Here is a 19,238-nt window from a genome sequence, read left to right on the forward strand (position 1 = left end):
CATCCAGGCGAACTGGAGACAACAGGAGGGGCAAGCGATGCAACGGGACGTAGTGGTGGTAAGCGGTGTGCGCACGGCAATCGGCACGTTCGGCGGCAGTCTGAAGGACTTCGCCCCGACCGATCTCGGCGCGCGCGTCGTGCGCGAAGTGCTCGCACGCGCGAGCGTGTCGGGCGATGAAGTCGGGCACGTCGTGTTCGGCAACGTCGTGCACACCGAGCCGAAAGACATGTACCTCGCGCGCGTCGCGGCGATCAACGGCGGGGTCGCGCAGCATACCCCCGCGCTGACCGTGAACCGGCTGTGCGGCTCGGGCTTGCAGGCCATCGTGTCGGCTGCGCAAAGCGTGCTGCTCGGCGACGCCGATATCGCGATCGGCGGCGGTGCTGAAAACATGAGTCGCGCGCCGTACTCGATGCCGGCCGCGCGCTTCGGTCAGCGCATGGGCGATGCGCGTCTGGTCGACATGATGGTGGGCGCGCTCAACGATCCGTTCCAGTCGATCCACATGGGCGTGACCGCCGAGAACGTCGCGCGCAAGTACGACATCTCGCGCGACGCGCAGGACTCGCTCGCGCTCGAATCGCACCGTCGCGCAGCCCACGCGATCACGAGCGGCTACTTCAAGGAACAGATTCTGCCGATCACGCTCGCGTCGAAGAAGGGCGACGTCGTATTCGACACCGACGAGCACGCGCGGCTGAACGCAACAGCGGAAGACTTCTCGAAGCTGAAGCCGGTGTTCCTGAAGGATAACGGCACGGTGACGGCGGGCAACGCGTCGGGCATCAACGACGCTGCCGCGGCCGTCGTGCTGATGGAGCGTAGCGTCGCCGAGCGGCGCGGCGTGAAGCCGTTGGCCCGGCTCGTGTCGTACGCGCACGCGGGCGTCGATCCGGCGTACATGGGAATTGGGCCGGTGCCGGCGAGCCGCAAGGCGCTCGAGCGGGCGGGTCTGACGGTCGCCGATCTCGACGTGATCGAGGCCAACGAGGCATTCGCCGCGCAGGCCTGCGCGGTCAGCAAGGAGCTCGGTCTCGATCCGGCCAAGGTTAATCCGAATGGCTCGGGCATTTCGCTCGGCCATCCGATCGGTGCGACCGGCGCGTTGATCACCGTGAAGGCGCTGTACGAGCTGCAGCGCATCGGCGGGCGCTATGCGCTCGTCACGATGTGCATCGGCGGCGGCCAGGGGATCGCGGCGGTTTTCGAGCGTCTGTGATCGCGTAGGGCAGGCCGGCCCGGCACAGGTAGCAAGCAGGAACCAGCAACAAGGATCGACAGGATGCGGGAAGCGAAAGTGACGAAGGGTTCGGCAACGCGCACGTTGCGTCAGCGCGCCGGCGTGGTGGCGAGCGCCGCCGCGCTGCTGTGTGCCGGCACGGTGCTGTGGATGCCGTCGCAGGCGTGGGCGGAAAGCGATGCGGTCAAGGAGCTGGCCGCGCCGCCGCCGATCCAGCTGCCGCTGAAACCGAGCCCCGAGTTCGCGAAGTTTCCGCGCTACGTGGGCACGCTCGGCGCGCGGCCGATCGTGCTGCGGCTCGGGCCCAAGACCGACGATCCTTCCGGCGTGCACGGCGAATATCAATACGCCGATAACGGCGAGGTGATCCTGATCGCCGGCGATCGCGTCGGCGATACCCTCGAAGTCGAGGAGTCGAACGACGGCACGCATATCACCGGCAACTGGGTCGGCAAGTTCGCGGCGGATGGCTCGCTCGAAGGCGACCGCATGAACGTCGACGATTCGAACCCGCAGGAATTCAACCTGAAGCCGCTGGCGGCGGGGCAGGCGGTACCTGCGGCAAGTTCGGCCGGCGCGGCGGCGGGCAAGGCTGCTGCCGCCCCGGCACCGCAGCCGGCTGCGGGCGACGGCGCAGCGGCGGCTCCCGCGCCGGCGCCCGCTGCCGGCGGGCACCCGGTGGGCGGCGTCAGCAACCTGCAAACTGGCGACTGACGCGCGCGCCGGGCACCCTGAATCGCGCGGGGCGGCCGTTGCTTCAGTCCCGCTTCCCTGTGTTTTTCATCGAGCTCTACATGACTGAATCCAAACTCAAACACCGCCTGCAAACCCGCATCGTGCGTGCCGAGGACGACATCACGCCGGGCTTCGAATCGTTCTCGACGCCGGTCACGCGGGCGTCGACGGTGGTGTTCCCCGATCTCGCAGCGATGCGCGCGCTCGATTGGAAAAACGACGCGCAATGGCGCTACGGCCTGCATGCGACGCCGACGCAGATCGCGCTCGCGCAGCGCCTCGCCGCGATCGAAGGCGGCAATCATGCGCTGCTGCAGCCGTCGGGGCTGTCGTCGATTTCGAACGTGTACTTCGGGCTCGTGAAGGCCGGCGACGACGTACTGATCCCTGATAACGTCTATTCGCCGAACCGCGACCACGGCGACTGGCTCGCGCGCGATTTCGGCATCACCGCGCGCTACTACGATCCGCTGATCGGTGCGGGCATCGCCGATCTGATCCAGCCGAACACGCGCCTGATCTGGATCGAGGCACCCGGCTCGGTAACGATGGAAGTGCCCGACGTGCCGGCCATCACGGCGGCGGCGCGCGCGCGCAACGTCTTCACCGCGATCGACAACACGTGGTCCGCGGGCCTCGCGTTCCGGCCGTTCGATCACGGCGTCGATATCTCGGTGCAGGCGCTGACCAAGTATCAGTCGGGCGGCGGCGACGTGCTGATGGGCGCGACGATCACGGTCGACCGCGACGTGCATGTGAAGCTGAAGGCGGCGCGTATGCGCATGGGCATCGGCGTATCCTCGGACGACTGCTCGCTGATCCTGCGCAGCCTGCCGAGCATGCAACTGCGGTTTGCGCAGCACGATCGCGCGGCGCTGTCGCTCGCAGAGTGGTTGAAGAGCCGGCCGGAAATCGTCGCGGTGCTGCATCCGGCGCTCGCCGACTGTCCTGGGCACGAGGTGTACGAGCGCGATTTCACCGGCGCGGGCGGCCTGTTCTCGGTCGTGTTCGACGAGCGGTACAGCGCGGCGCAGATCGACATATTCTGCGAGTCGCTCGAACTGTTTTCGCTCGGCTGGAGCTGGGGCGGCGCGCACAGCCTCGCGATGCCGTACGACATCGCGTCGATGCGCACGGCGGCGCAGTGGCCGCACCGCGGCACGCTGGTGCGTTTCTATATCGGTCTCGAAGACGAGGCCGATCTGCGCGCGGATATCGAGCAGAGCCTGGCTAAGCTGGCTTGATACGCTAGGCCCTATTCGATAGGTTGTTCGAGAAACCCGCCGGGATATGTTCCCGGCGGGCTTTTTTTGCCCTGAGTATCCAGCAGACCTGACCGTTTGGCCGAATATTCGATACCGCTTCGCGACGCTAGGATCGTGTGCTTGCCGAATGACGTTGCCGCGCTCGGGAGGGGGCTTCGATGAATCTTTTCTTCTGGCTGTTGCTGAATTTCGCGGTGCCGATTGTCGGGCCGATCTTTACGCTTGCGCTCGTGGCGCCCGCGTATGGCTGGCGCGTTGCCCGGACGATGATTGCGGCTTCAGTGAAAGACGGGCAACTGTTCTGGTGTGCGATCGGACTATGTGCCGCCGCGATTTATGAAGCGGTCATGGCATTGGAGCAGGGCACTGGGGAGACGTCGATGCTTGCGCTGGGGATTGTCGGGTTTTGCGGGCTGGCGTTCGCCTGTTCGATAGCCGTGATGGCGGGCTTGCTCAAGGTGCGGCAGGACAGCTTTGACACCGCGCTCGATGACAGGCACACCAAGTCCATAGTTGGCGCGCCATCACGTGGGGCGATAGGCGCGTCGATTTTCACGATCTGCCTGGCGGCGTTTCTATTCGCTACCCTACACATTCACCTCAATTAGTTTTATAGGATAGTGCAGCGCTTATACTTCCTCTGTCTTGTGGAGGGGCTTATGAAACAATTTATCCTGTCGTTGGAAATAGGCAAGAATCACGATCGCATCATGAAGGGCGTGTTGATCTTCAACATACTGATTTCCATCGGCATGTGCGCCCTGTTCCTGCCGGCCATTTTCAACAGATAACAACATGGTTCGCGCGGCTCGCTAACGCGTCGGTCGTTTTGCCGACGCGATAATGAACCCCTGAAGCACCAGCCTCAAAACAATCGCAGCAATCCGTCCAGTCCAACGAAATTGAACGACACGCTGGCTGCTTCGCGCACCACCGGCTTCGCGCGGAATGCAACGGAAAGTCCCGCTTCGGCCATCATTTTCAGGTCGTTCGAGCCGTCACCCATCGCAATTGCGCGCGACGGCTCGATGCCGAGCGCCGCGCAGGTTTCGCGCAGCGTGCGCGCTTTCACGTCGGCATTGACGATCTCGCCAATCACATTGCCAGTCAGCTTGCCGTCGATAATTTCAAGCGTGTTCGCCCGCGTGAAATCGAGGCCGAGGCGCGCCTTCAGCTTGGCGGTGAAGAACGTGAAGCCGCCCGACACGAGCAGCGTTTTCAGTCCCGCCTGTTTCGCGCCGGCCAGCATGCGTTCGGCGCCCGGCGACAACTGCAGCCGCTCTTCGTACACGCGCTCGAGCGCGCTGGCGTCGAGCCCCTTCAGCAACGCGACGCGGCGCGTCAGGCTTTCGTTGAAATCCTTGATCTCGCCGCGCATCGCAGCCTCGGTGATCGCCGCGACTTCGGCTTTGAGCCCGCAGAAATCGGCGATTTCGTCGATGCACTCGATCGTGATCAGCGTCGAATCCATGTCCATCGCGACGAGCCCGAAGTCGCGCAACTGGCGGCCGGCTTCGACAAACGCGTAGTCGAGTTGATGCGTGTAGCAATACGCTTCGATGTCAGCGCGTTGCGTGAGGTTTGCGTCGTCGATGCGAATCGCGTTCTCGTCGATGACGGCGGCGTGCGAGCCGCGCGCGAGCGCGACGAGCGTTTTGTGGTGGTCGGCGGAAAGAGGGGCGACGCTTTGAATGACGAGGTTCATGGACGACCAGTGACGCGGGAAGAAAGAGGCGCGTGGCGCGCGGAAAATCCCGCTATTGTATCGGTTCCGTGCGTCGCGCCGTCTCGCTCGGCTGTAGCGGACGGGTTTGCCGTGCGCTCTGGCAGTGCGCGGTTCATACTGACGCATCAAATCGTGTGGTGCAGTCGTCCTCGAACAAATACGGTCGAACACCCACCACCCATAGGCGCAACAAGACGGCCCACGGAGACAACGCATGACCCCGGCAACCGCCAGCGACGCTTCCTCCCTTGCCCGCGACTTCGATCTGCGTCATCTGAGCCCCGCGTTCTACGCCGATCCCTATCCGATCTATCGCGCACTGCGCACCTATGAGCCGATCCGGCGCATGCCCGACGGCTCGCTGTTCCTGACGCGCTTTCGCGACGTGCAGGCGGTCTACCGCGACCCGAAGACTTTCAGTTCCGACAAGACCGTCGAATTCCGCCCGAAATACGGCGACTCGCCGCTCTACGCGCATCACACCACGAGCCTCGTGTTCAACGATCCACCGCGCCACACGCGGGTGCGCAAGCTGATCGCGGGCGCGTTGACCGCGCGTGCGATCGCGGCGATGGAGCCCGCGTTGATCCGGCTCGTCGACGGCTTGCTCGATGCGGCCGCGCAGCGCGGGCGGATCGATCTGATCGGCGAGTTCGCGTCGGCGATTCCGGTTGAGGTCATCGGCAATCTGCTCGACGTACCGCACGATGAACGAGCACCACTGCGCGACTGGTCGCTCGCGATACTCGGTGCGCTCGAACCGTCGCTGACCGACGCGCAGTTCGAACGCGGCAATCGCGCGGTCAGCGAATTCGTCGACTATCTGCGCGGCCTCGTCGCACGACGTCGCCGCGAGCCGGGCGATCCGCAGCACGACGTGCTGACGCGCCTCATTCAAGGGGAGGGCCCAGACGAGCAGCTATCGGAAGCCGAGCTGCTGCAGAACTGCATTTTCATCTTGAACGCGGGGCACGAAACGACCACCAACCTGATCGGCAACGGGCTCGTCACGCTGAGCCAATGGCCCGACGAGCGTGCCGCGCTGCTGCGCGAGCCGGAGTTGATCGGCACCGCGGTCGAGGAGTGTTTGCGCTTCGAGAGTTCGAACCAGCTCGGCAATCGCATGACCACCGTCGATACCGAGATCGGCGGCGTCGCGGTCGCGTGCGGCACGCCGGTCACGCTGTGCATCGGCGCGGCCAATCGCGATCCCGAGCAGTTTGCCGAGCCGGACCGCTTCGATATCCGCCGCGACCCGAACCGGCATCTCGCGTTCGGGTTCGGCATTCATCAATGCGCGGGCCTGTCGCTGGCGCGACTGGAGGCGCGGATTGCAATCGGGCGCTTCGTACAGCGCTTCCCGGCGTATCGCGTCGATGGCGAGCCGACGCGGGGCGGGCGCGTACGGTTCCGCGGGTTTGCGTCGGTGCCGCTCCTGCTCGAGCCATGATGCGACCTCCGGGAGAGCGCGCGCAACAAGATAGCCGTAGGTTTTGCCGCTTCGTCGCAAGACTTACAGCCTCATGACAGCACGCAGCCGAGCGGACCAGCTGATGCTCTAAGCGTGGCAGCAGCGTAAGGCGCGCTAAAACGCGGGCACGCTTGCTGCTTCGCCTGATATCTCAGGGCCTTGGGACAGGGGAGCGCGCGATGGCACACATGATCTGGAAGGGCGCAATCAGTTTCGGGCTGGTCCACGTACCGGTGCAGCTCTATCCGGCGACGAAGTCGGAGAAGGTCGGCTTCAATCTGCTGGACAAGCGCACGATCGACCCGATCGGCTACAAGCAGATCAACAAGCGCACCGGCAAGGACGTGACCCGCGAGAACATCGTGCGCGGCTTCGAATACGAGAAGGATCACTACGTCGTACTGTCGGACGACGAAATCCGCTCGGCGAATCCCGAGTCGACGCAGACGGTCGACATCCTCGCGTTCGTCGACGCGACCGATATCTCGTTTCTTTATCTCGACACGCCATATTTCCTGACGCCCGACCGCAAGGGCGAAAAAGTCTATGCGTTGTTGCGCGAGGCGATGACGGCGTCGGGCAAGATCGGCGTCGCGAGTGTCGTGTTGCACAACAAGCAGCATCTGGCCGCGCTGATTCCGCTCGGCCCGATGCTCGCGCTGAACACGCTGCGCTGGGCCGACGAGGTGCGCGGCCTCGACGAATTCAAGGTGCCGCCCGAAGGCATGAAGGCCGCCGGCGTATCGGCGAAAGAACTCGACATGGCGAAAAAGCTGATCGACGATATGAGCGAGACGTGGGACCCGATGCAGTATCACGACACGTTTCGCGACGACATCATGGCGCTCGTCGAGCGCAAGATCCAGGCGGGCAAGACCGAGGAGGTCACCGAAGTCGAAACGCCGCACGAGTCGCGCAAATCCGCCGACATTCTGGACCTGTCCGATCTGCTCAAGCGCAGCCTCGGCCGCGGCAAGGGCAAGCAGGCGGCCGCGAGCCGCAAGCGCGCCGCCGATGAGGACGAAGATCAGACCGATAGCGAGGCCGATGAAGAGCCAGCCGCACCCGCGCGCAAAAAGGCTCGCGCGACAAGCACGGCGCGCAGTCGCAGCGGTAGCGGCAGCAGTGCCCGCGCCACGTCGAAAACCACGGCCACCTCGCGCAAACGGCGCGCGGCGGCCTGAGCGCGCGGCCCACCCGCCTGTCGCACCCAACGCACCGGAGTCATCGCCATGAACGACCGACTCGAGCTCTATCACCGCAAGCGCCGGTTCGAGGATACGCCTGAGCCGGCCGGCGCGACGACCCGCAAGCGCGCGGCAAGCAAGACCGGCAAGACCCGCAAGAGCGCCGCGGGTGCCGCGCCCGACACGCTGTCCTACGTGATCCAGGAGCACGACGCGCGGCGTCTGCACTACGACTTCCGGCTCGAACTGAACGGCGCGCTGCTATCGTGGGCGGTTCCGAAGGGGCCGAGCCTGGACCCGTCGGTCAAGCGGCTCGCAGTGCACGTCGAAGATCATCCGGTCGAATACGGTACGTTCGAGGGCGAGATTCCGCCCGGCAACTACGGCGCGGGCTCTGTGATCGTGTGGGACCGCGGCACGTGGGAGCCAGCGGGCGGCGCGGCCGAAGCCGCGCGGTCGTATGCGGCCGGCAAGCTCAAGTTTCATTTGCACGGCGAGAAGTTGCACGGCGGCTGGACGCTGGTACGCAGCCATATGCGCGGCAGCGGCGACAAGGAGCAATGGCTGCTGATCAAGGAGCGCGACGAGGAAGCGCGCAACGAGAGCGACTACGACGTGCTGAAAGAGCTGCCGGGCAGCGTGCTGACCGACGGCGCTTCGAAGGGCAGGAAAACGAAGCAAGCGAAAACGTCGCGCGACGGCAAAGCCACGGGCGCGGGCAAGCCGGCGAGATCCGCATCCCCGCGCCCCACAGCCGATCCCAAACGCCCCGACATCGTCGCGACGCGTACCGCGCAGTCGTTACGCGAACTCGCTGCATCGCCATCGATTGAAGGCGCGGTCAAAGCCGCGTTGCCCGCGAGCCTGACCCCGGAGCTGGCGACACTCGTCGACACCGCGCCGCCAGGCGGCGACTGGCTGTACGAAATCAAGTTCGACGGCTACCGCGTGCTCGCGCGCATCGACCACGCGTCAAAAAAGAAGGGTGGTGCCGTCAGCGTTTTCACGCGCAACGGGAACGACTGGACCACAAAGTTCAGCAAGCAGATCGAGGCCATCGCTGGGCTCGACCTGCAAAGCGCGTGGTTCGACGGCGAAGCGGTCGTGCTCGACGAACGCGACGTGCCGAGCTTCCAGTTGCTGCAAAACGCGTTCGATGCGCATCGCCCGCAGGACATCGTCATCTATCTGTTCGATCTACCGTTCCTGAATGGCTACGACCTGCGCGGCGTACCGCTCGAACAGCGCCGCGCGATTCTGCGCGCGCTGCTCGAAGGCGTCGACGATCGCGTGCTGCGCTTTTCGAATGACTTCGCGTTCAGCGCCGGCGAGCTGCTCAACAGCGCATGCGCCATGGGGCTCGAAGGCATCATCGGCAAGCGGCGTGACAGCCGCTATGTGTCGGGCCGCGCGCCGTCGTGGATCAAGCTGAAGTGCCGGCGGCGCCAGGAGTTCGTGATCGGCGGCTATTCGGAGCCGGCCGGCAGCCGTGAGGCATTCGGCGCGCTGCTGCTCGGAGTCTATGACGCCGATGGCCAGTTGCAGTACGCGGGACGCGTCGGCACCGGCTTCGACGCCGCGCTGCTGCGCTCGGTCAAGCAGGCGCTCGACGCGCACGCGAGCAAGCGCATGCCGTTCGCGAGCGCGCCGCGCGAGCGCAGCCGCACGCCTGTGCATTGGGTCGAGCCGGTGCTCGTCGCCGAATGCAACTTCGCCGAATGGACGAGCGACGGCATCGTACGCCAGGCGTCGTTCGTCAGCCTGCGCGACGACAAACCGGCGCGCCAGATCGTCAGGGAAACTGCCCGACAAGGAGCCGACGTGCAACAGCAAACCGAAACCGCCACCGACGAGACGCGGCAACCAGGCACGCCGAAAAAGCGCGCAGCCACGAAGAGCGCAAAGAACGCCACGCCCGCCGCGGCGGCAAGCGCGCCCGCCCGAACCACGGCAACACGCTCGCGCGCACAAAGCGAAATCGCCGGCGTGCGCATCTCGCATCCCGATCGCGTGATCGACAAGAGCAGCGGTGCAAGCAAGCTCGAACTGGTGCAGTACTACGAATCGATCGCCGAATGGATGCTGCCGCATCTGCGTGAGCGGCCCGTCGCGCTGGTGCGCGCACCCGAGGATATCGGCGGCGAGCTGTTCTTCCAGAAGCACAGCCAGAAGCTGTCGATTCCGCACGTCACGCAGCACGAGGGACTCGACCCGGGCCATCCGGCGCTGATCACGATCGACACGCTGGCCGCGCTGGTCGGTGCCGCGCAGATGGGCACCGTCGAATTTCACACGTGGAATGCGGTCGCGTCGAATATCGAAAAGCCCGACCGGATGGTGTTCGACCTCGACCCGGACCCGTCGCTCGGCTGGGAACGCATGGTCGAGGCCGCGCAACTGACCCGCTCGCTGCTCGACGAACTGGGCCTGAAGTCGTTCGTCAAGACGAGCGGCGGCAAGGGCTTTCACGTGGTCGTGCCGCTCGCGAAGCAGGCTGGTTGGGATGAAGTAAAGGATTTTTCGCAGGCGGTTGCGCAGCATATGGCGACGACGCTGCCGCAGTACTTCAGCGCGAAGATGGGTGCGCAAAATCGCAAGAAGAAGATCTTCATCGACTATCTGCGCAACAACCGCGGCTCTAGCACGGTGGCCGCATTCTCGGCGCGCGCACGGCCGGGGCTCGGCGTGTCGGTGCCGCTCGCGTGGGACGAACTGGAGAGCACGACGAGCGGCGATCAATGGGGTATCCGCAACGTCCACGAGCGCGTGGACGGCCTCGCAAGCGACCCATGGGCCGACTATGCGAAGACACGTCAGCGCATCACCGCGGCGATGAAAAAACGGCTGGGCGTGGCGTGATCAGCGCTCGTCCGGGTGGCTGAATCCAACCCGCGAATTCGGTGTGCGCACTCAGCGCGCGAACCGGTTTCGCGAAGGAGCAATGCAATGAAGACCCTGCCGCAATCGACAGATGGCGACCCGCAAGCCGACCCGCACGCGAACAAGGACCCGAAGTCGTTGCAGGAAGCCGCGGCGCCGCTGCCGCATGAAACCGACCAGCAGCCGGAGTCGCAGCACGAGGACCATCCGCGCCATGTCGGCAAGCAGGCGCATGAGGATATCGAGCATGGCCTGCAGGATACCGACCGCCGCGGCGGCGGCGAGTATCAGCAGCGCACGCAGAACGACTCGCATGCCGATGTGAACTCGGATCGCAAGCAGGGCGGCGCGAAGAGCGGCAAGCGCTGACGCCGCGTACCAGCCGGGACGTCTACGCGCCCGCCAGTCCAACCGGCTGCCGATCCCAATACGGCGGATCGCCGAAGTGCGCGGCGACGAAATCGATGAATGCGAGCGTCTTCGGCGGCATGAACGCGCGGCTCGGATACACGGCCCAGATCGCGACGTCGTCCGCGAGCGGATAGCTGTCGAGCACGCTGACGAGTTCGCCGCTGCGCAGATAGGGCGCCACGTCCCATGTCGATTTCAGCGCGATGCCGAAGCCCGCGAGCAGCGCGTCGCGAATCACCTCGCCGTTATCGGTGACGAGGCGGCCGCTCACCCGCACGTCGAGCGGGCCGGCGGGCGTCACGAAGCGCCAGTCGCGCTGCGCCGAAAGGATCACGCATTCGTGCCGCGCGAGATCCGACGGATGATGCGGCGTGCCGTGCGCGGCCAGATAGGCGGGGGCTGCGCACAGCACGCGGCGGTTGACCGCGAGCCGTCGCGCGACCAGCGACGAATCCTTCAGCACGCCGACGCGAATCGCGACATCGATGCCCGCATCGACCAGATCGACCACCTGATCCGTCAGTCGCAGATCGACGCTGACGCCCGGATAGCGGCGCAAAAACTCGCTGATCACCGGCGACACATGCTGGCGCCCGAACGACGACGGCATCGACACGCGCAGCCGTCCCTGCGGCTCGGCCTGCGCGCGCCCGACCGATGCGCGCGCGGCGGCGGCCGCGTCGAGCAGCGCCTCGGCGCGCGTCATGAACACTTCACCGTCCTGGGTGAGGCTGATGCGGCGCGTGGTCCGATGCAACAAACGCGCGCCGAGCAGCTTTTCGAGTTGCGCGATCCGGGCGCTCGCGACCGCCGCCGACAAACCGAACTCGCGCCCGGCCGCCGACACGTTGGCAAGCAGAGCGGCGCGCACGAACAGCGCGACATCGAGCAGATCGAGCCGTTCGCGCTCGCTGGGCAGAGGCCGGCCGGCCGGATTTGAAGCGTTCATTATTCTGAGAAACCAAAAGATGTTTCAGTGATTATGACTGTTTTAAAAGAATAAGAACCGTCTTACGATTCGAGTCATGCGTGCACATCAACCGAACCAACAAGGAGCAGCCATGAAAGCCGTCGGACTCTACCGTTATCTGCCAATCGATCACGCCGAATCGCTCGTCGACGTCGAGATCCCCAAACCCGAAGCGAGCGGCCGCGATCTGCTGGTCAAGGTCGAAGCGATTTCCGTGAACCCGGTCGACACCAAGGTGCGCGCGCCGAAAGACAGCGTCGAGAAGACGCCGCGCGTGCTCGGCTGGGATGCGGCCGGCACCGTCGTCGCGGCCGGGCCCGAGGTTACGCTGTTCAAGGTCGGCGATCCGGTGTTCTATGCGGGCAGCATTACGCGGCCTGGCGCGAACAGCGAGTTTCATCTGGTCGACGAACGGATCGTCGGACACAAGCCGGCGTCGCTCGATTTCACGCACGCGGCCGCCTTGCCGCTGACCGCGATCACCGCGTGGGAAGCATTGTTCGATCGACTCGGCGTATCGCCGCAGGGCGCGGACGCAGGCCGCACGGTGCTGATTTTCGGCGGCGCGGGCGGGGTCGGCTCGATCGGCATCCAGCTCGCGAAGCAGCTCGGCAAGCTGAAGGTGATCGCGACCGCGTCACGGCCCGAATCGGCGAAATGGGCGCGGGAGCTCGGCGCGGATCACGTCGTCGATCACTTCGGCGATCTGCCCGCGCAGATGAAAGAGATCGGCATCGAAGAGGTCGACTACGTGCTGATCTTCAACGACACCGATCGCAATTTCCCGGCCGCGGCCGAACTGATCAAACCGCAAGGCGGTATCTGCACGATCGTCGAGAACAGCGCCGCGGTGCCGGTCGAATTGCTGAAGGCGAAGAGCGCCGCGTTCCACTGGGAATTCATGTTCACGCGTTCGATGTTCGGCACGCCCGACATGATCGAGCAGCACAAGCTGCTGACCGAGGTCGCGCGCCTCGTCGACGCGGGCACGCTGCGCACGACGCTCGGCCAGGACCTGGGCCGCATCAACGCGGAGAATCTGCGCCGCGCGCATGGCTTGCTCGAAGCAGGACGCGCGATCGGCAAGCTGGTGCTGACCGGCTTCTGAGATGAAATCGACGCGCAGAAAGCGCGTCGCCGCAAGCGGGTTAACACCCGAGCCGACACGACACGCGCGGCAGCGCGCTTGGCGTTAGACTGACGACGCAGCATGCCAAAACGGTTGCGTGTCTTGCGGCGAGGCCAGCCGGTGTGAACCGGCCGGACCTCGGCAGTGCGCGAACAGTGCACGGGCAGTCGCGTCGACGCGAGCGCGCAGCGGCACAACAACGAGGTGACAGTATGAGCTTCAGCTTCAAACTCTCCGCCGTTTCCGTTGTCGCTTCTCTCGCTTGCGCGTTCGTGCCGGCTGCTCACGCAGCCACGCCGATCACGGTGACCAACAAAGCCGCGCTCGACGGTCCGATCCGCTACACCGTTCGCGTCACGTCGAAACAGTTCGGCAATTCCCAGGAGACCCGCACGATCCGCTCGGGCGAAACGGACGACTTCACGTGGAAGACCGTGCCGCCCGGCGGTCCGGTGCCCGCTACCGACGCCTGCCCGGACTATGCGTCGCTGCCGGTCGACGAGAATGGCGCGATGATTCGCCAGACGCAGATCCGCCTCGCGCCGGTGGTCGCGAGCGACGGTACCGCGACCGTACAGTTGAGCTTCCAGGCGCAGACGCCGCATGGTGTCAAAACCGTGACGAACGGCGGCAAGACGCTCAAGTGTCCGAACGATGTACGCGTGAGTCAGATCGTGCGTTTCACGATGCCGGTCAACGGCACGACGAAAACGCTGACACTGAACGATGGCACCGAGGTCGCCATCACCGCGAAGCGTTGAACGGTCGAGCGCGCGCGGCGTGATGGCCGCGTGCGCGATCCGTAGCACGCGTTAGCGCGTCATTCCGGTGAGTCATCATTTGCGTGCGTCACGCTCGACAAGGCGCGACGGCAAGAACTGATGCTCGGCCGAAAACAGCCGCCGGTATGTCAGCAGCACCGCACCCACGGTCCCCAGCGCCGACGCCGCCGCGATCAGAAACATGATGACGATCTGATAGCGCACCGCCTGCAATGGCGACTGCCCGGCCAGCACCTGGCCGGTCATCATGCCCGGCAAACTGACCACGCCGACCACCGCCATCTGGTTCAACGTCGGCATCATGCCCGCGCGCACCGCCTGACGCGCCGGCGCCTGCGCAGCCTCCCAGCGCGTCGCGCCGAGCGCGAGCGCCATGTCGACGCGGTCGCGCCGCGCGGTCAGCTCCTCGGTCATCCGCTCGATGCCGAGCGAGACGCCGGTCAGCGTGTTGCCGAGGATCATGCCGAGAATCGGAATCGCATATTGCGGCTCGTACCACGGATGGATGCGGATCACGACGAACAATCCCACCGCGGCCACGAGCCACGAGCTGACCCAGATCGACAGCACGCTGTCGGCGCGTTGGCCGGCATAGGTGTGGCTGCCGCGCTGCGCGCCGGCGAAACCCGCGATCAGCGTCATCACGATCATCAGCGGCAGCACGACGTACCAGCGAGCGAAGCTGAACACCCAGCCGAGCACATAGCCGATCGCGAGCAACTGGACCACGGTGCGCACCGCCGCCCATGCGAGCTTGCGTTCGAGATCGAGTTTCAGCGCGACCGACACCGCGCCATTCACGACGATCAGCAGCGTCGCGATCGCGACGTCCCACAAGCTCAGATTCTGCAGGCTCATGGGCGGGACTCCCGACGCAGGTCCGCGGCATCGCGTTGGTCCGCGTCGTGCCGCAACGTGGTGGGTTCGGCCAGTACGCCGGCGCGCATCGTCAGATGCCGTTCGCTCATGCGTGCTGCCTGGTCGAGATCGTGTGATACCCATATCGATGCGTGCGCGCCCGGCGCGGCATCGAACCATGCCTGCACGAGCGCTTCGATCGCGCGCGACGACGCCGGGTCGAGCGACGCGGTCGGCTCGTCGAGCAACAGCACTTCGGGCGCGAGTTGCAGCACCCGGATCAGCGCGGCGATCTGCGCTTCGCCGCCCGACAATTCGCTTGCGCGCTTGCCGAGAAAGTCCTCGCCGCGGCCGGCCTGCATCGTGAGCCTGGCCGCCCGCGCGCGATCGAAGCGCGTGTCGCGATACGCGCGGAGCTCGAACGGATAGCGCAGATTGTCTTCGACGCTGCCGTCGATCAGCGCGGGCCGCTGCCGGATATACGCGACGCCGCGCCGATAGCGCGGAATCGCCGCTCGCACGAGCGGGGCACCATGCCACGCGATGCGCCCTGCATCGATCGGATCGAGCAGCGCGAGCGCGCGCAGAAACACGCTCTTGCCGGAGCCGGACGGTCCGGTAATCGCGACGCGCTCGCCGGCGCGCAGTGCGAAGGTGGTCGGCTGCAACAGCGTCTGGCCGCGCTGCGCATCACGCCGCACGATGCCGTCGGCAAGGACGAGGGGAACATCGGTCATGGTTGGAACGTCGTGGGGGAGAGTGTGGCTACGGATGCCGGCGCGACGGCGATAATGCATCGGTCGGTCTGTCGGCAAAGCGTGCGCCATGATAAAACGACGAGGCACGACAGCGCACACTGCCGCGCGCCAGGCACGATAACTGCTGCACGGTGCACAACGTAGAACAACACGCGGAGCCTTTCAATGGCAGTGTCGAGCAGCATCGGACGACGGGTCGGGAAAATCTTTGCATGGCTGCTAGCGGTGCTCGTCGTCCTGATCGTCGCGCTCGTCATCTTCGTGCTGACCTTCGACTGGAACCGCGCGCGGCCTTACATCGACGACAAGGTCAGCCAGGCGATCGGCCGGCCCTTCGCGATCAACGGCGACCTGAAGGTGGGCTGGCGGCATGCGGTCGGCGAAACGGGCTGGCGCGGCTGGGTGCCGTGGCCGCGCTTTTCGGCGGCCAACATTACGATCGGCAATCCCGACTGGGCCAAACAGCCGCAATTCGCGACGCTCGACGAAATCGACTTCGAGGTCGAGGTGCTGCCGCTGCTCACGCACGACATCGTGATTCCGGCCATCAATCTCGTGAACCCGTCGGTGGATCTCGAACGTCTTGTCGATGGACGCAATAACTGGACCTTCAAATTGCCGTCGTCGAGCGGGCCATCCGAGTGGAAGCTCGATCTGCACGATATCGCGTTCGCGAAGGGCAATATCGCGCTGTCGGATCAGCAAAAGAAGGTCGAGGTGCAGATGGTCGTCGATACGCTCGGGCAGCCGATCCCGCTCGGCGACGCGTTGAAGCAGCAGGAGGCGGCCTCGCGCAGCGCGTCGGCGCAGGCGGTCGGCCGTACGGGCGCGAGCAAGCTCACCGCCCAGGCCGAGGCGCAGGCGGCCTCGGAAGCGCAGGGGGCTTCCGGAGCGGCGACCCGGGCACAGGCGCCGGCAGCCTCCGGCCCGGCTGCAACGGCAGGCCCGTCCGCGACTTCCGGCGCACTAGCGACCAGCGGCGCCGCCGCACCGGGTGCAGCCGCCAGCGAGAGCGCCAGCACGGCCGCGGCCGTCTCGGCCGCAAGCGGCGTAGCGCCCGGCGCGCCGCGTGCTACGCCGCTCTATGCGATCGCCTGGACCGTCAAGGGCACGTACAACCGCACGCCGGTGTCGGGCAGCGGCAAGCTTGGCGGCGTGCTCGCGCTGCAGGACGCGAACCGGCCGTTCCCGGTGCAGGCCGACGTCAAGGCCGGCGACCTGCATATCGCCTTCGTCGGCACGGTTACCGATCCGGCGCATCTCGCGGCGCTCGATCTGCGTCTCTGGTTGCAGGGCAATAGCATGGCGCGGCTTTATTCGCTGACCGGCGTGACCCTGCCCGAGACCCCGCCATACGCGACCGAGGGTCATCTGATCGGTAACTTCAAATCGAGCGGCAACGTGTTCACGTATGAAAACTTTACAGGCCGGGTCGGCGGCAGCGATCTGAACGGTTCGTTGACCTATACCGGGCGCAAGCCGCGTCCGCTGCTGCAAGGCGAACTCGAGTCGCATCTGTTGCAGTTCTCGGATCTTGCGCCGGTGATCGGCGCCGATTCGAAGGCGAGCAAGGCGAAGCGCGGCGACGCGGCCGCGCAGCCGAGCAACCGCGCGCTACCGGTCGAGGAATTCCGCACCGACCGCTGGAAGGCGATCGACGCCGACGTCAAGTTCACCGGCCGGCGCATCATCAAAAACGCGAACCTGCCGATCACGGATCTGTACACGCACGTCGTGATGACCGACGGCGTGCTGTCGCTCGTGCCGCTGAAGTTCGGCGTGGCGGGCGGCTCGCTCGCGTCGGACATTCATCTCGATGGCAGCGGGGCGCCGTTGAAGGGGCGCTTCGGAATGTCGGCGCGGCATCTGAAGCTCAAGCAACTGTTCCCGAACTTCAAGACGATGCAGAGCGCGCTCGGCGAGATCAACGGCGACGCGTCGCTGTCCGCGACCGGCAATTCACCGGCCGCGCTTGCCGCGACCTCGAACGGCGAGCTGAAGGCGCTGGTGACCGAGGGCACCGTGAGCCGTCTGCTGATGGAGGCGGCCGGCCTGAACGTCGCGAACGTCGTCTATGAAAAGCTGTTCGGTAATCGCGACGTGAAGATCAACTGCGCGGCCGCCAATTTCGTCGCGACCGACGGCGTGCTCGAAGCGCGCGTGTTCGCGCTCGATACCGACGACGCGGTGATCAACATCGACGGTCACATCAATCTGCGCGACGAGACGATGGACCTCGGCGTGCATCCGCATACGAAGGGCTTCCGGGTCTTTTCGCTGCGCTCGCCGCTGTACGTGAAGGGCACCTTCAAGGACCCGCACGTCGGCGTCAATGCGGCCGCGCTTGCATTGCGTGGCGGCGCGGCGGTCGGGCTCGGGCTGATCAATCCGTTCGCGGCGCTGATTCCGCTGCTTGCGCCGAGCAACAACAAGCCGCTGCCGTGCACCCAATTGCTCGCGCAGGTGCGGCAGATGCCGAAGGCGCCGCCGCCGGGCGTGAAGCAACAGCCGAAGGCGCCGATGTCGCTGGAGGGCGCGCCGGTCAACCAGTCCTCGGGCGGTGCGTCGGCGCCGGCGGCGACGGATCGCAATCGCAAGCCCGCGACACAGTCGCCGGCGAGCGCCGCCGAATACAAGGGCAGCTGATGTTGTCGGGCTTGCCAGTGGACTGGTTGAACTGGGGCCTCGGCGGCGGCCTGTGCGTGATCTTTCTGTGGCTGATCAGCGTGCCGCCCGCGCGCGAGCGCGTCGATGATGCGATGGCCGAATGAATGGCAGAGTGCCGCGCGCGCAACTGCGCGCGCTCGCCGTCAAGGCCAGCGTTTCTATCAAGCACTCAGAAAGCAGCGCCGCGCCGACGAAGACGCCAGCGATGCGTGACGACATCGGCTGTCGAAAGCGCGGATGAATGACGACGAAACGACCTGTCAGTAACCCTGAACTTCAGGGTATCTGATTGGCGCTATCTGAGCGAGCGCGGTGTTGCATCGCCCGACGCATCCTGGCGACGCACGCCGCGGCGAGTACCGATCCGCGTCGCGCCGAACTCCGTCAGAATCTTGCCGCGCGCACGACTCGCGAACACGAGGAAGCCGAAGCCGTCGGCTTCGTACCAGTAGCCGCCGTTCTCGAGGCCATCGAGCGGTTGCTCCAGTGCGTTGGTAATGGATTCGATGCAGCGCCGCCGCAATTCGGCTGGTGCGGGGTAGGGCGGCTGCGCGCCGCGCACACTGCATAGAAGCACGTCGAGTCCGGGCAGCACGTGTGCATAGAGCACCGGTTCGTCCTGCGCGCGAGCCCGCGCAATCTTGGTGTCGAGTTGACCGAACGGCTTGAAATGCCGCAGAACCGCGAGGAACGACTCGTCGCCGTCCACCTTCGCGCGTCTACGCTTTTTCGGGAAGGACATAAAAATTCGCCTGAAAAAGAATTGCAAGAAACGCTGCGTCCTCATGCGACCACTCCCGGCTTTCGCGCGCCGCACGTCGATCTTTTATAGCATACGACAAGGCCGGATTCACGATGATTCGACGCTGCTGCATCGCTCCACCGCTCCCGCACGAATCATGCCGAACCGCCTCGCCGCGCGCATTCGCATCCCAGCACACCTTGTCTCCATCATAGACGCAGGCGGCGCGGAAAAAACATCCCATCCCAATAAAAAAGTCATTTTTGTGTGGTCGAGCGCTTGCAGGCGCGCCGTTGAAATATCTCCGGTTCACGTCGATAATGGCCCGTCCGGCCGCGCGGCGCCCGCCTTACGGGCGCCAAGGGTGCGCGAGCCCCGCCGTTCGAGTGACAGCCTGAACCACAGCCTGAACGC

General features: G+C 65.4%; 19 protein-coding genes. 13 read left to right on the plus strand and 6 right to left on the minus strand.

Going from position 1 to position 19,238, the window contains the following annotated elements:
• Window positions 1–37 precede the first annotated feature (37 nt).
• The 5 genes from bktB to GCT19_RS44375 all read left to right on the plus strand — a co-directional run bounded on the left by bktB (window position 38) and on the right by GCT19_RS44375 (window position 4,034).
• Window positions 38–1,222 (plus strand): beta-ketothiolase BktB, encoded by a 1,185-nt coding sequence (gene bktB / locus GCT19_RS11390; RefSeq protein ID WP_152851971.1) that lies wholly within the window; start codon window positions 38–40, stop codon window positions 1,220–1,222.
• 63 nt (window positions 1,223–1,285) lie between these two features.
• Window positions 1,286–1,957: a hypothetical protein gene (locus GCT19_RS11395; RefSeq protein WP_152851973.1), complete on the plus strand. Its 672-nt coding sequence runs from the start codon at window positions 1,286–1,288 to the stop codon at window positions 1,955–1,957.
• 80 nt (window positions 1,958–2,037) lie between these two features.
• Window positions 2,038–3,222, plus strand: coding sequence for a cystathionine beta-lyase (locus GCT19_RS11400; protein ID WP_152851975.1), 1,185 nt, complete (start codon window positions 2,038–2,040; stop codon window positions 3,220–3,222).
• Window positions 3,223–3,401: 179 nt separating this feature from the next.
• Window positions 3,402–3,851: a hypothetical protein gene (locus tag GCT19_RS43300; protein ID WP_227749234.1), complete on the plus strand. Its 450-nt coding sequence runs from the start codon at window positions 3,402–3,404 to the stop codon at window positions 3,849–3,851.
• Between the two features lie 51 nt (window positions 3,852–3,902).
• Complete coding sequence (locus GCT19_RS44375) at window positions 3,903–4,034, plus strand: hypothetical protein (RefSeq protein ID WP_018432050.1); 132 nt, start codon at window positions 3,903–3,905, stop codon at window positions 4,032–4,034.
• Window positions 4,035–4,108: 74 nt separating this feature from the next.
• Here the strand turns inward: GCT19_RS44375 and serB are convergent, their stop codons facing one another.
• Window positions 4,109–4,948 (minus strand): phosphoserine phosphatase SerB, encoded by an 840-nt coding sequence (gene serB / locus GCT19_RS11410; RefSeq protein WP_018432049.1) that lies wholly within the window; start codon window positions 4,946–4,948, stop codon window positions 4,109–4,111.
• Window positions 4,949–5,183: 235 nt separating this feature from the next.
• Here serB and GCT19_RS11415 point away from each other — a divergent pair, with 235 nt between their 5' ends.
• The 4 genes from GCT19_RS11415 to GCT19_RS11430 all read left to right on the plus strand — a co-directional run bounded on the left by GCT19_RS11415 (window position 5,184) and on the right by GCT19_RS11430 (window position 10,876).
• Window positions 5,184–6,419 (plus strand): cytochrome P450, encoded by a 1,236-nt coding sequence (locus GCT19_RS11415; protein WP_152851976.1) that lies wholly within the window; start codon window positions 5,184–5,186, stop codon window positions 6,417–6,419.
• A 200-nt stretch (window positions 6,420–6,619) separates the two neighbouring features.
• A complete protein-coding gene (gene ku, locus GCT19_RS11420) occupies window positions 6,620–7,624 on the plus strand; it encodes a non-homologous end joining protein Ku (RefSeq protein WP_152851978.1) in 1,005 nt (334 codons plus the stop codon).
• Window positions 7,625–7,672: 48 nt separating this feature from the next.
• The gene (gene ligD / locus GCT19_RS11425; protein ID WP_152851980.1) at window positions 7,673–10,486 is read left to right on the plus strand and encodes a DNA ligase D; all 2,814 of its coding nucleotides are present in this window, start codon (window positions 7,673–7,675) and stop codon (window positions 10,484–10,486) included.
• A gap of 87 nt (window positions 10,487–10,573) precedes the next feature.
• Complete coding sequence (locus GCT19_RS11430; protein ID WP_152851981.1) at window positions 10,574–10,876, plus strand: hypothetical protein; 303 nt, start codon at window positions 10,574–10,576, stop codon at window positions 10,874–10,876.
• Between the two features lie 22 nt (window positions 10,877–10,898).
• On the opposite strand, the gene GCT19_RS11435 is transcribed toward GCT19_RS11430, so the two are convergent.
• Window positions 10,899–11,867, minus strand: a complete 969-nt coding sequence (locus GCT19_RS11435; RefSeq protein WP_152851983.1) for a LysR family transcriptional regulator — start codon at window positions 11,865–11,867, stop codon at window positions 10,899–10,901.
• A 112-nt stretch (window positions 11,868–11,979) separates the two neighbouring features.
• Between GCT19_RS11435 and GCT19_RS11440 the strand changes: the two genes are divergently transcribed.
• Complete coding sequence (locus GCT19_RS11440; protein ID WP_152851985.1) at window positions 11,980–12,996, plus strand: zinc-binding alcohol dehydrogenase family protein; 1,017 nt, start codon at window positions 11,980–11,982, stop codon at window positions 12,994–12,996.
• Window positions 12,997–13,229: 233 nt separating this feature from the next.
• On the plus strand, window positions 13,230–13,778 hold the full coding sequence (locus GCT19_RS11445; RefSeq protein WP_013089377.1) for a DUF6013 family protein: 549 nt from the start codon (window positions 13,230–13,232) through the stop codon (window positions 13,776–13,778).
• A gap of 75 nt (window positions 13,779–13,853) precedes the next feature.
• Here the strand turns inward: GCT19_RS11445 and GCT19_RS11450 are convergent, their stop codons facing one another.
• Together GCT19_RS11450 and GCT19_RS11455 are read right to left on the minus strand one after the other, a co-directional pair.
• Entirely contained in the window at window positions 13,854–14,657 is an 804-nt protein-coding gene (locus GCT19_RS11450; RefSeq protein WP_018432042.1) for an ABC transporter permease, read from the minus strand.
• The gene (locus GCT19_RS11455) at window positions 14,654–15,394 is read right to left on the minus strand and encodes an ABC transporter ATP-binding protein (RefSeq protein ID WP_152851987.1); all 741 of its coding nucleotides are present in this window, start codon (window positions 15,392–15,394) and stop codon (window positions 14,654–14,656) included. Before GCT19_RS11455 ends, GCT19_RS11450 begins: the two co-directional genes overlap by 4 nt.
• Before the next feature lie 186 nt (window positions 15,395–15,580).
• Here GCT19_RS11455 and GCT19_RS11460 point away from each other — a divergent pair, with 186 nt between their 5' ends.
• Complete coding sequence (locus tag GCT19_RS11460; protein ID WP_152851988.1) at window positions 15,581–18,061, plus strand: AsmA family protein; 2,481 nt, start codon at window positions 15,581–15,583, stop codon at window positions 18,059–18,061.
• Window positions 18,061–18,186 carry a hypothetical protein gene (locus tag GCT19_RS44380; RefSeq protein ID WP_013089381.1) on the plus strand — a complete coding sequence of 42 codons (126 nt, stop codon included), beginning with the start codon at window positions 18,061–18,063 and terminating at the stop codon, window positions 18,184–18,186. Before GCT19_RS11460 ends, GCT19_RS44380 begins: the two co-directional genes overlap by 1 nt.
• A 191-nt stretch (window positions 18,187–18,377) precedes the next feature.
• Here the strand turns inward: GCT19_RS44380 and GCT19_RS11465 are convergent, their stop codons facing one another.
• Window positions 18,378–18,869, minus strand: a complete 492-nt coding sequence (locus GCT19_RS11465; RefSeq protein WP_013089382.1) for a hypothetical protein — start codon at window positions 18,867–18,869, stop codon at window positions 18,378–18,380.
• Entirely contained in the window at window positions 18,802–19,137 is a 336-nt protein-coding gene (locus tag GCT19_RS42690) for a hypothetical protein (protein WP_193727397.1), read from the minus strand. Before GCT19_RS42690 ends, GCT19_RS11465 begins: the two co-directional genes overlap by 68 nt.
• Between the last annotated feature and the right edge of the window lie 101 nt (window positions 19,138–19,238).

Origin of the sequence: Paraburkholderia atlantica, assembly GCF_009362785.1 — a bacterium.
Taxonomy (GTDB): Bacteria; Pseudomonadota; Gammaproteobacteria; order Burkholderiales; family Burkholderiaceae; genus Paraburkholderia; species Paraburkholderia atlantica.

Coding starts and splice junctions, on each gene's coding strand:
- serB (WP_018432049.1), bottom strand. CDS start 4,948: ATGAACCTCGTCATTCAAAGCGTCGCCCCTCTTTCCGCCGACCACCAC.
- ku (WP_152851978.1), top strand. CDS start 6,620: ATGGCACACATGATCTGGAAGGGCGCAATCAGTTTCGGGCTGGTCCAC.
- GCT19_RS11400 (WP_152851975.1), top strand. CDS start 2,038: ATGACTGAATCCAAACTCAAACACCGCCTGCAAACCCGCATCGTGCGT.
- GCT19_RS11395 (WP_152851973.1), top strand. CDS start 1,286: ATGCGGGAAGCGAAAGTGACGAAGGGTTCGGCAACGCGCACGTTGCGT.
- bktB (WP_152851971.1), top strand. CDS start 38: ATGCAACGGGACGTAGTGGTGGTAAGCGGTGTGCGCACGGCAATCGGC.
- GCT19_RS11435 (WP_152851983.1), bottom strand. CDS start 11,867: ATGAACGCTTCAAATCCGGCCGGCCGGCCTCTGCCCAGCGAGCGCGAA.
- GCT19_RS43300 (WP_227749234.1), top strand. CDS start 3,402: ATGAATCTTTTCTTCTGGCTGTTGCTGAATTTCGCGGTGCCGATTGTC.
- GCT19_RS44380 (WP_013089381.1), top strand. CDS start 18,061: ATGTTGTCGGGCTTGCCAGTGGACTGGTTGAACTGGGGCCTCGGCGGC.
- GCT19_RS11415 (WP_152851976.1), top strand. CDS start 5,184: ATGACCCCGGCAACCGCCAGCGACGCTTCCTCCCTTGCCCGCGACTTC.
- GCT19_RS11455 (WP_152851987.1), bottom strand. CDS start 15,394: ATGACCGATGTTCCCCTCGTCCTTGCCGACGGCATCGTGCGGCGTGAT.
- GCT19_RS11440 (WP_152851985.1), top strand. CDS start 11,980: ATGAAAGCCGTCGGACTCTACCGTTATCTGCCAATCGATCACGCCGAA.
- GCT19_RS11465 (WP_013089382.1), bottom strand. CDS start 18,869: ATGAGGACGCAGCGTTTCTTGCAATTCTTTTTCAGGCGAATTTTTATG.
- ligD (WP_152851980.1), top strand. CDS start 7,673: ATGAACGACCGACTCGAGCTCTATCACCGCAAGCGCCGGTTCGAGGAT.
- GCT19_RS11450 (WP_018432042.1), bottom strand. CDS start 14,657: ATGAGCCTGCAGAATCTGAGCTTGTGGGACGTCGCGATCGCGACGCTG.
- GCT19_RS11430 (WP_152851981.1), top strand. CDS start 10,574: ATGAAGACCCTGCCGCAATCGACAGATGGCGACCCGCAAGCCGACCCG.
- GCT19_RS11460 (WP_152851988.1), top strand. CDS start 15,581: ATGGCAGTGTCGAGCAGCATCGGACGACGGGTCGGGAAAATCTTTGCA.
- GCT19_RS11445 (WP_013089377.1), top strand. CDS start 13,230: ATGAGCTTCAGCTTCAAACTCTCCGCCGTTTCCGTTGTCGCTTCTCTC.
- GCT19_RS44375 (WP_018432050.1), top strand. CDS start 3,903: ATGAAACAATTTATCCTGTCGTTGGAAATAGGCAAGAATCACGATCGC.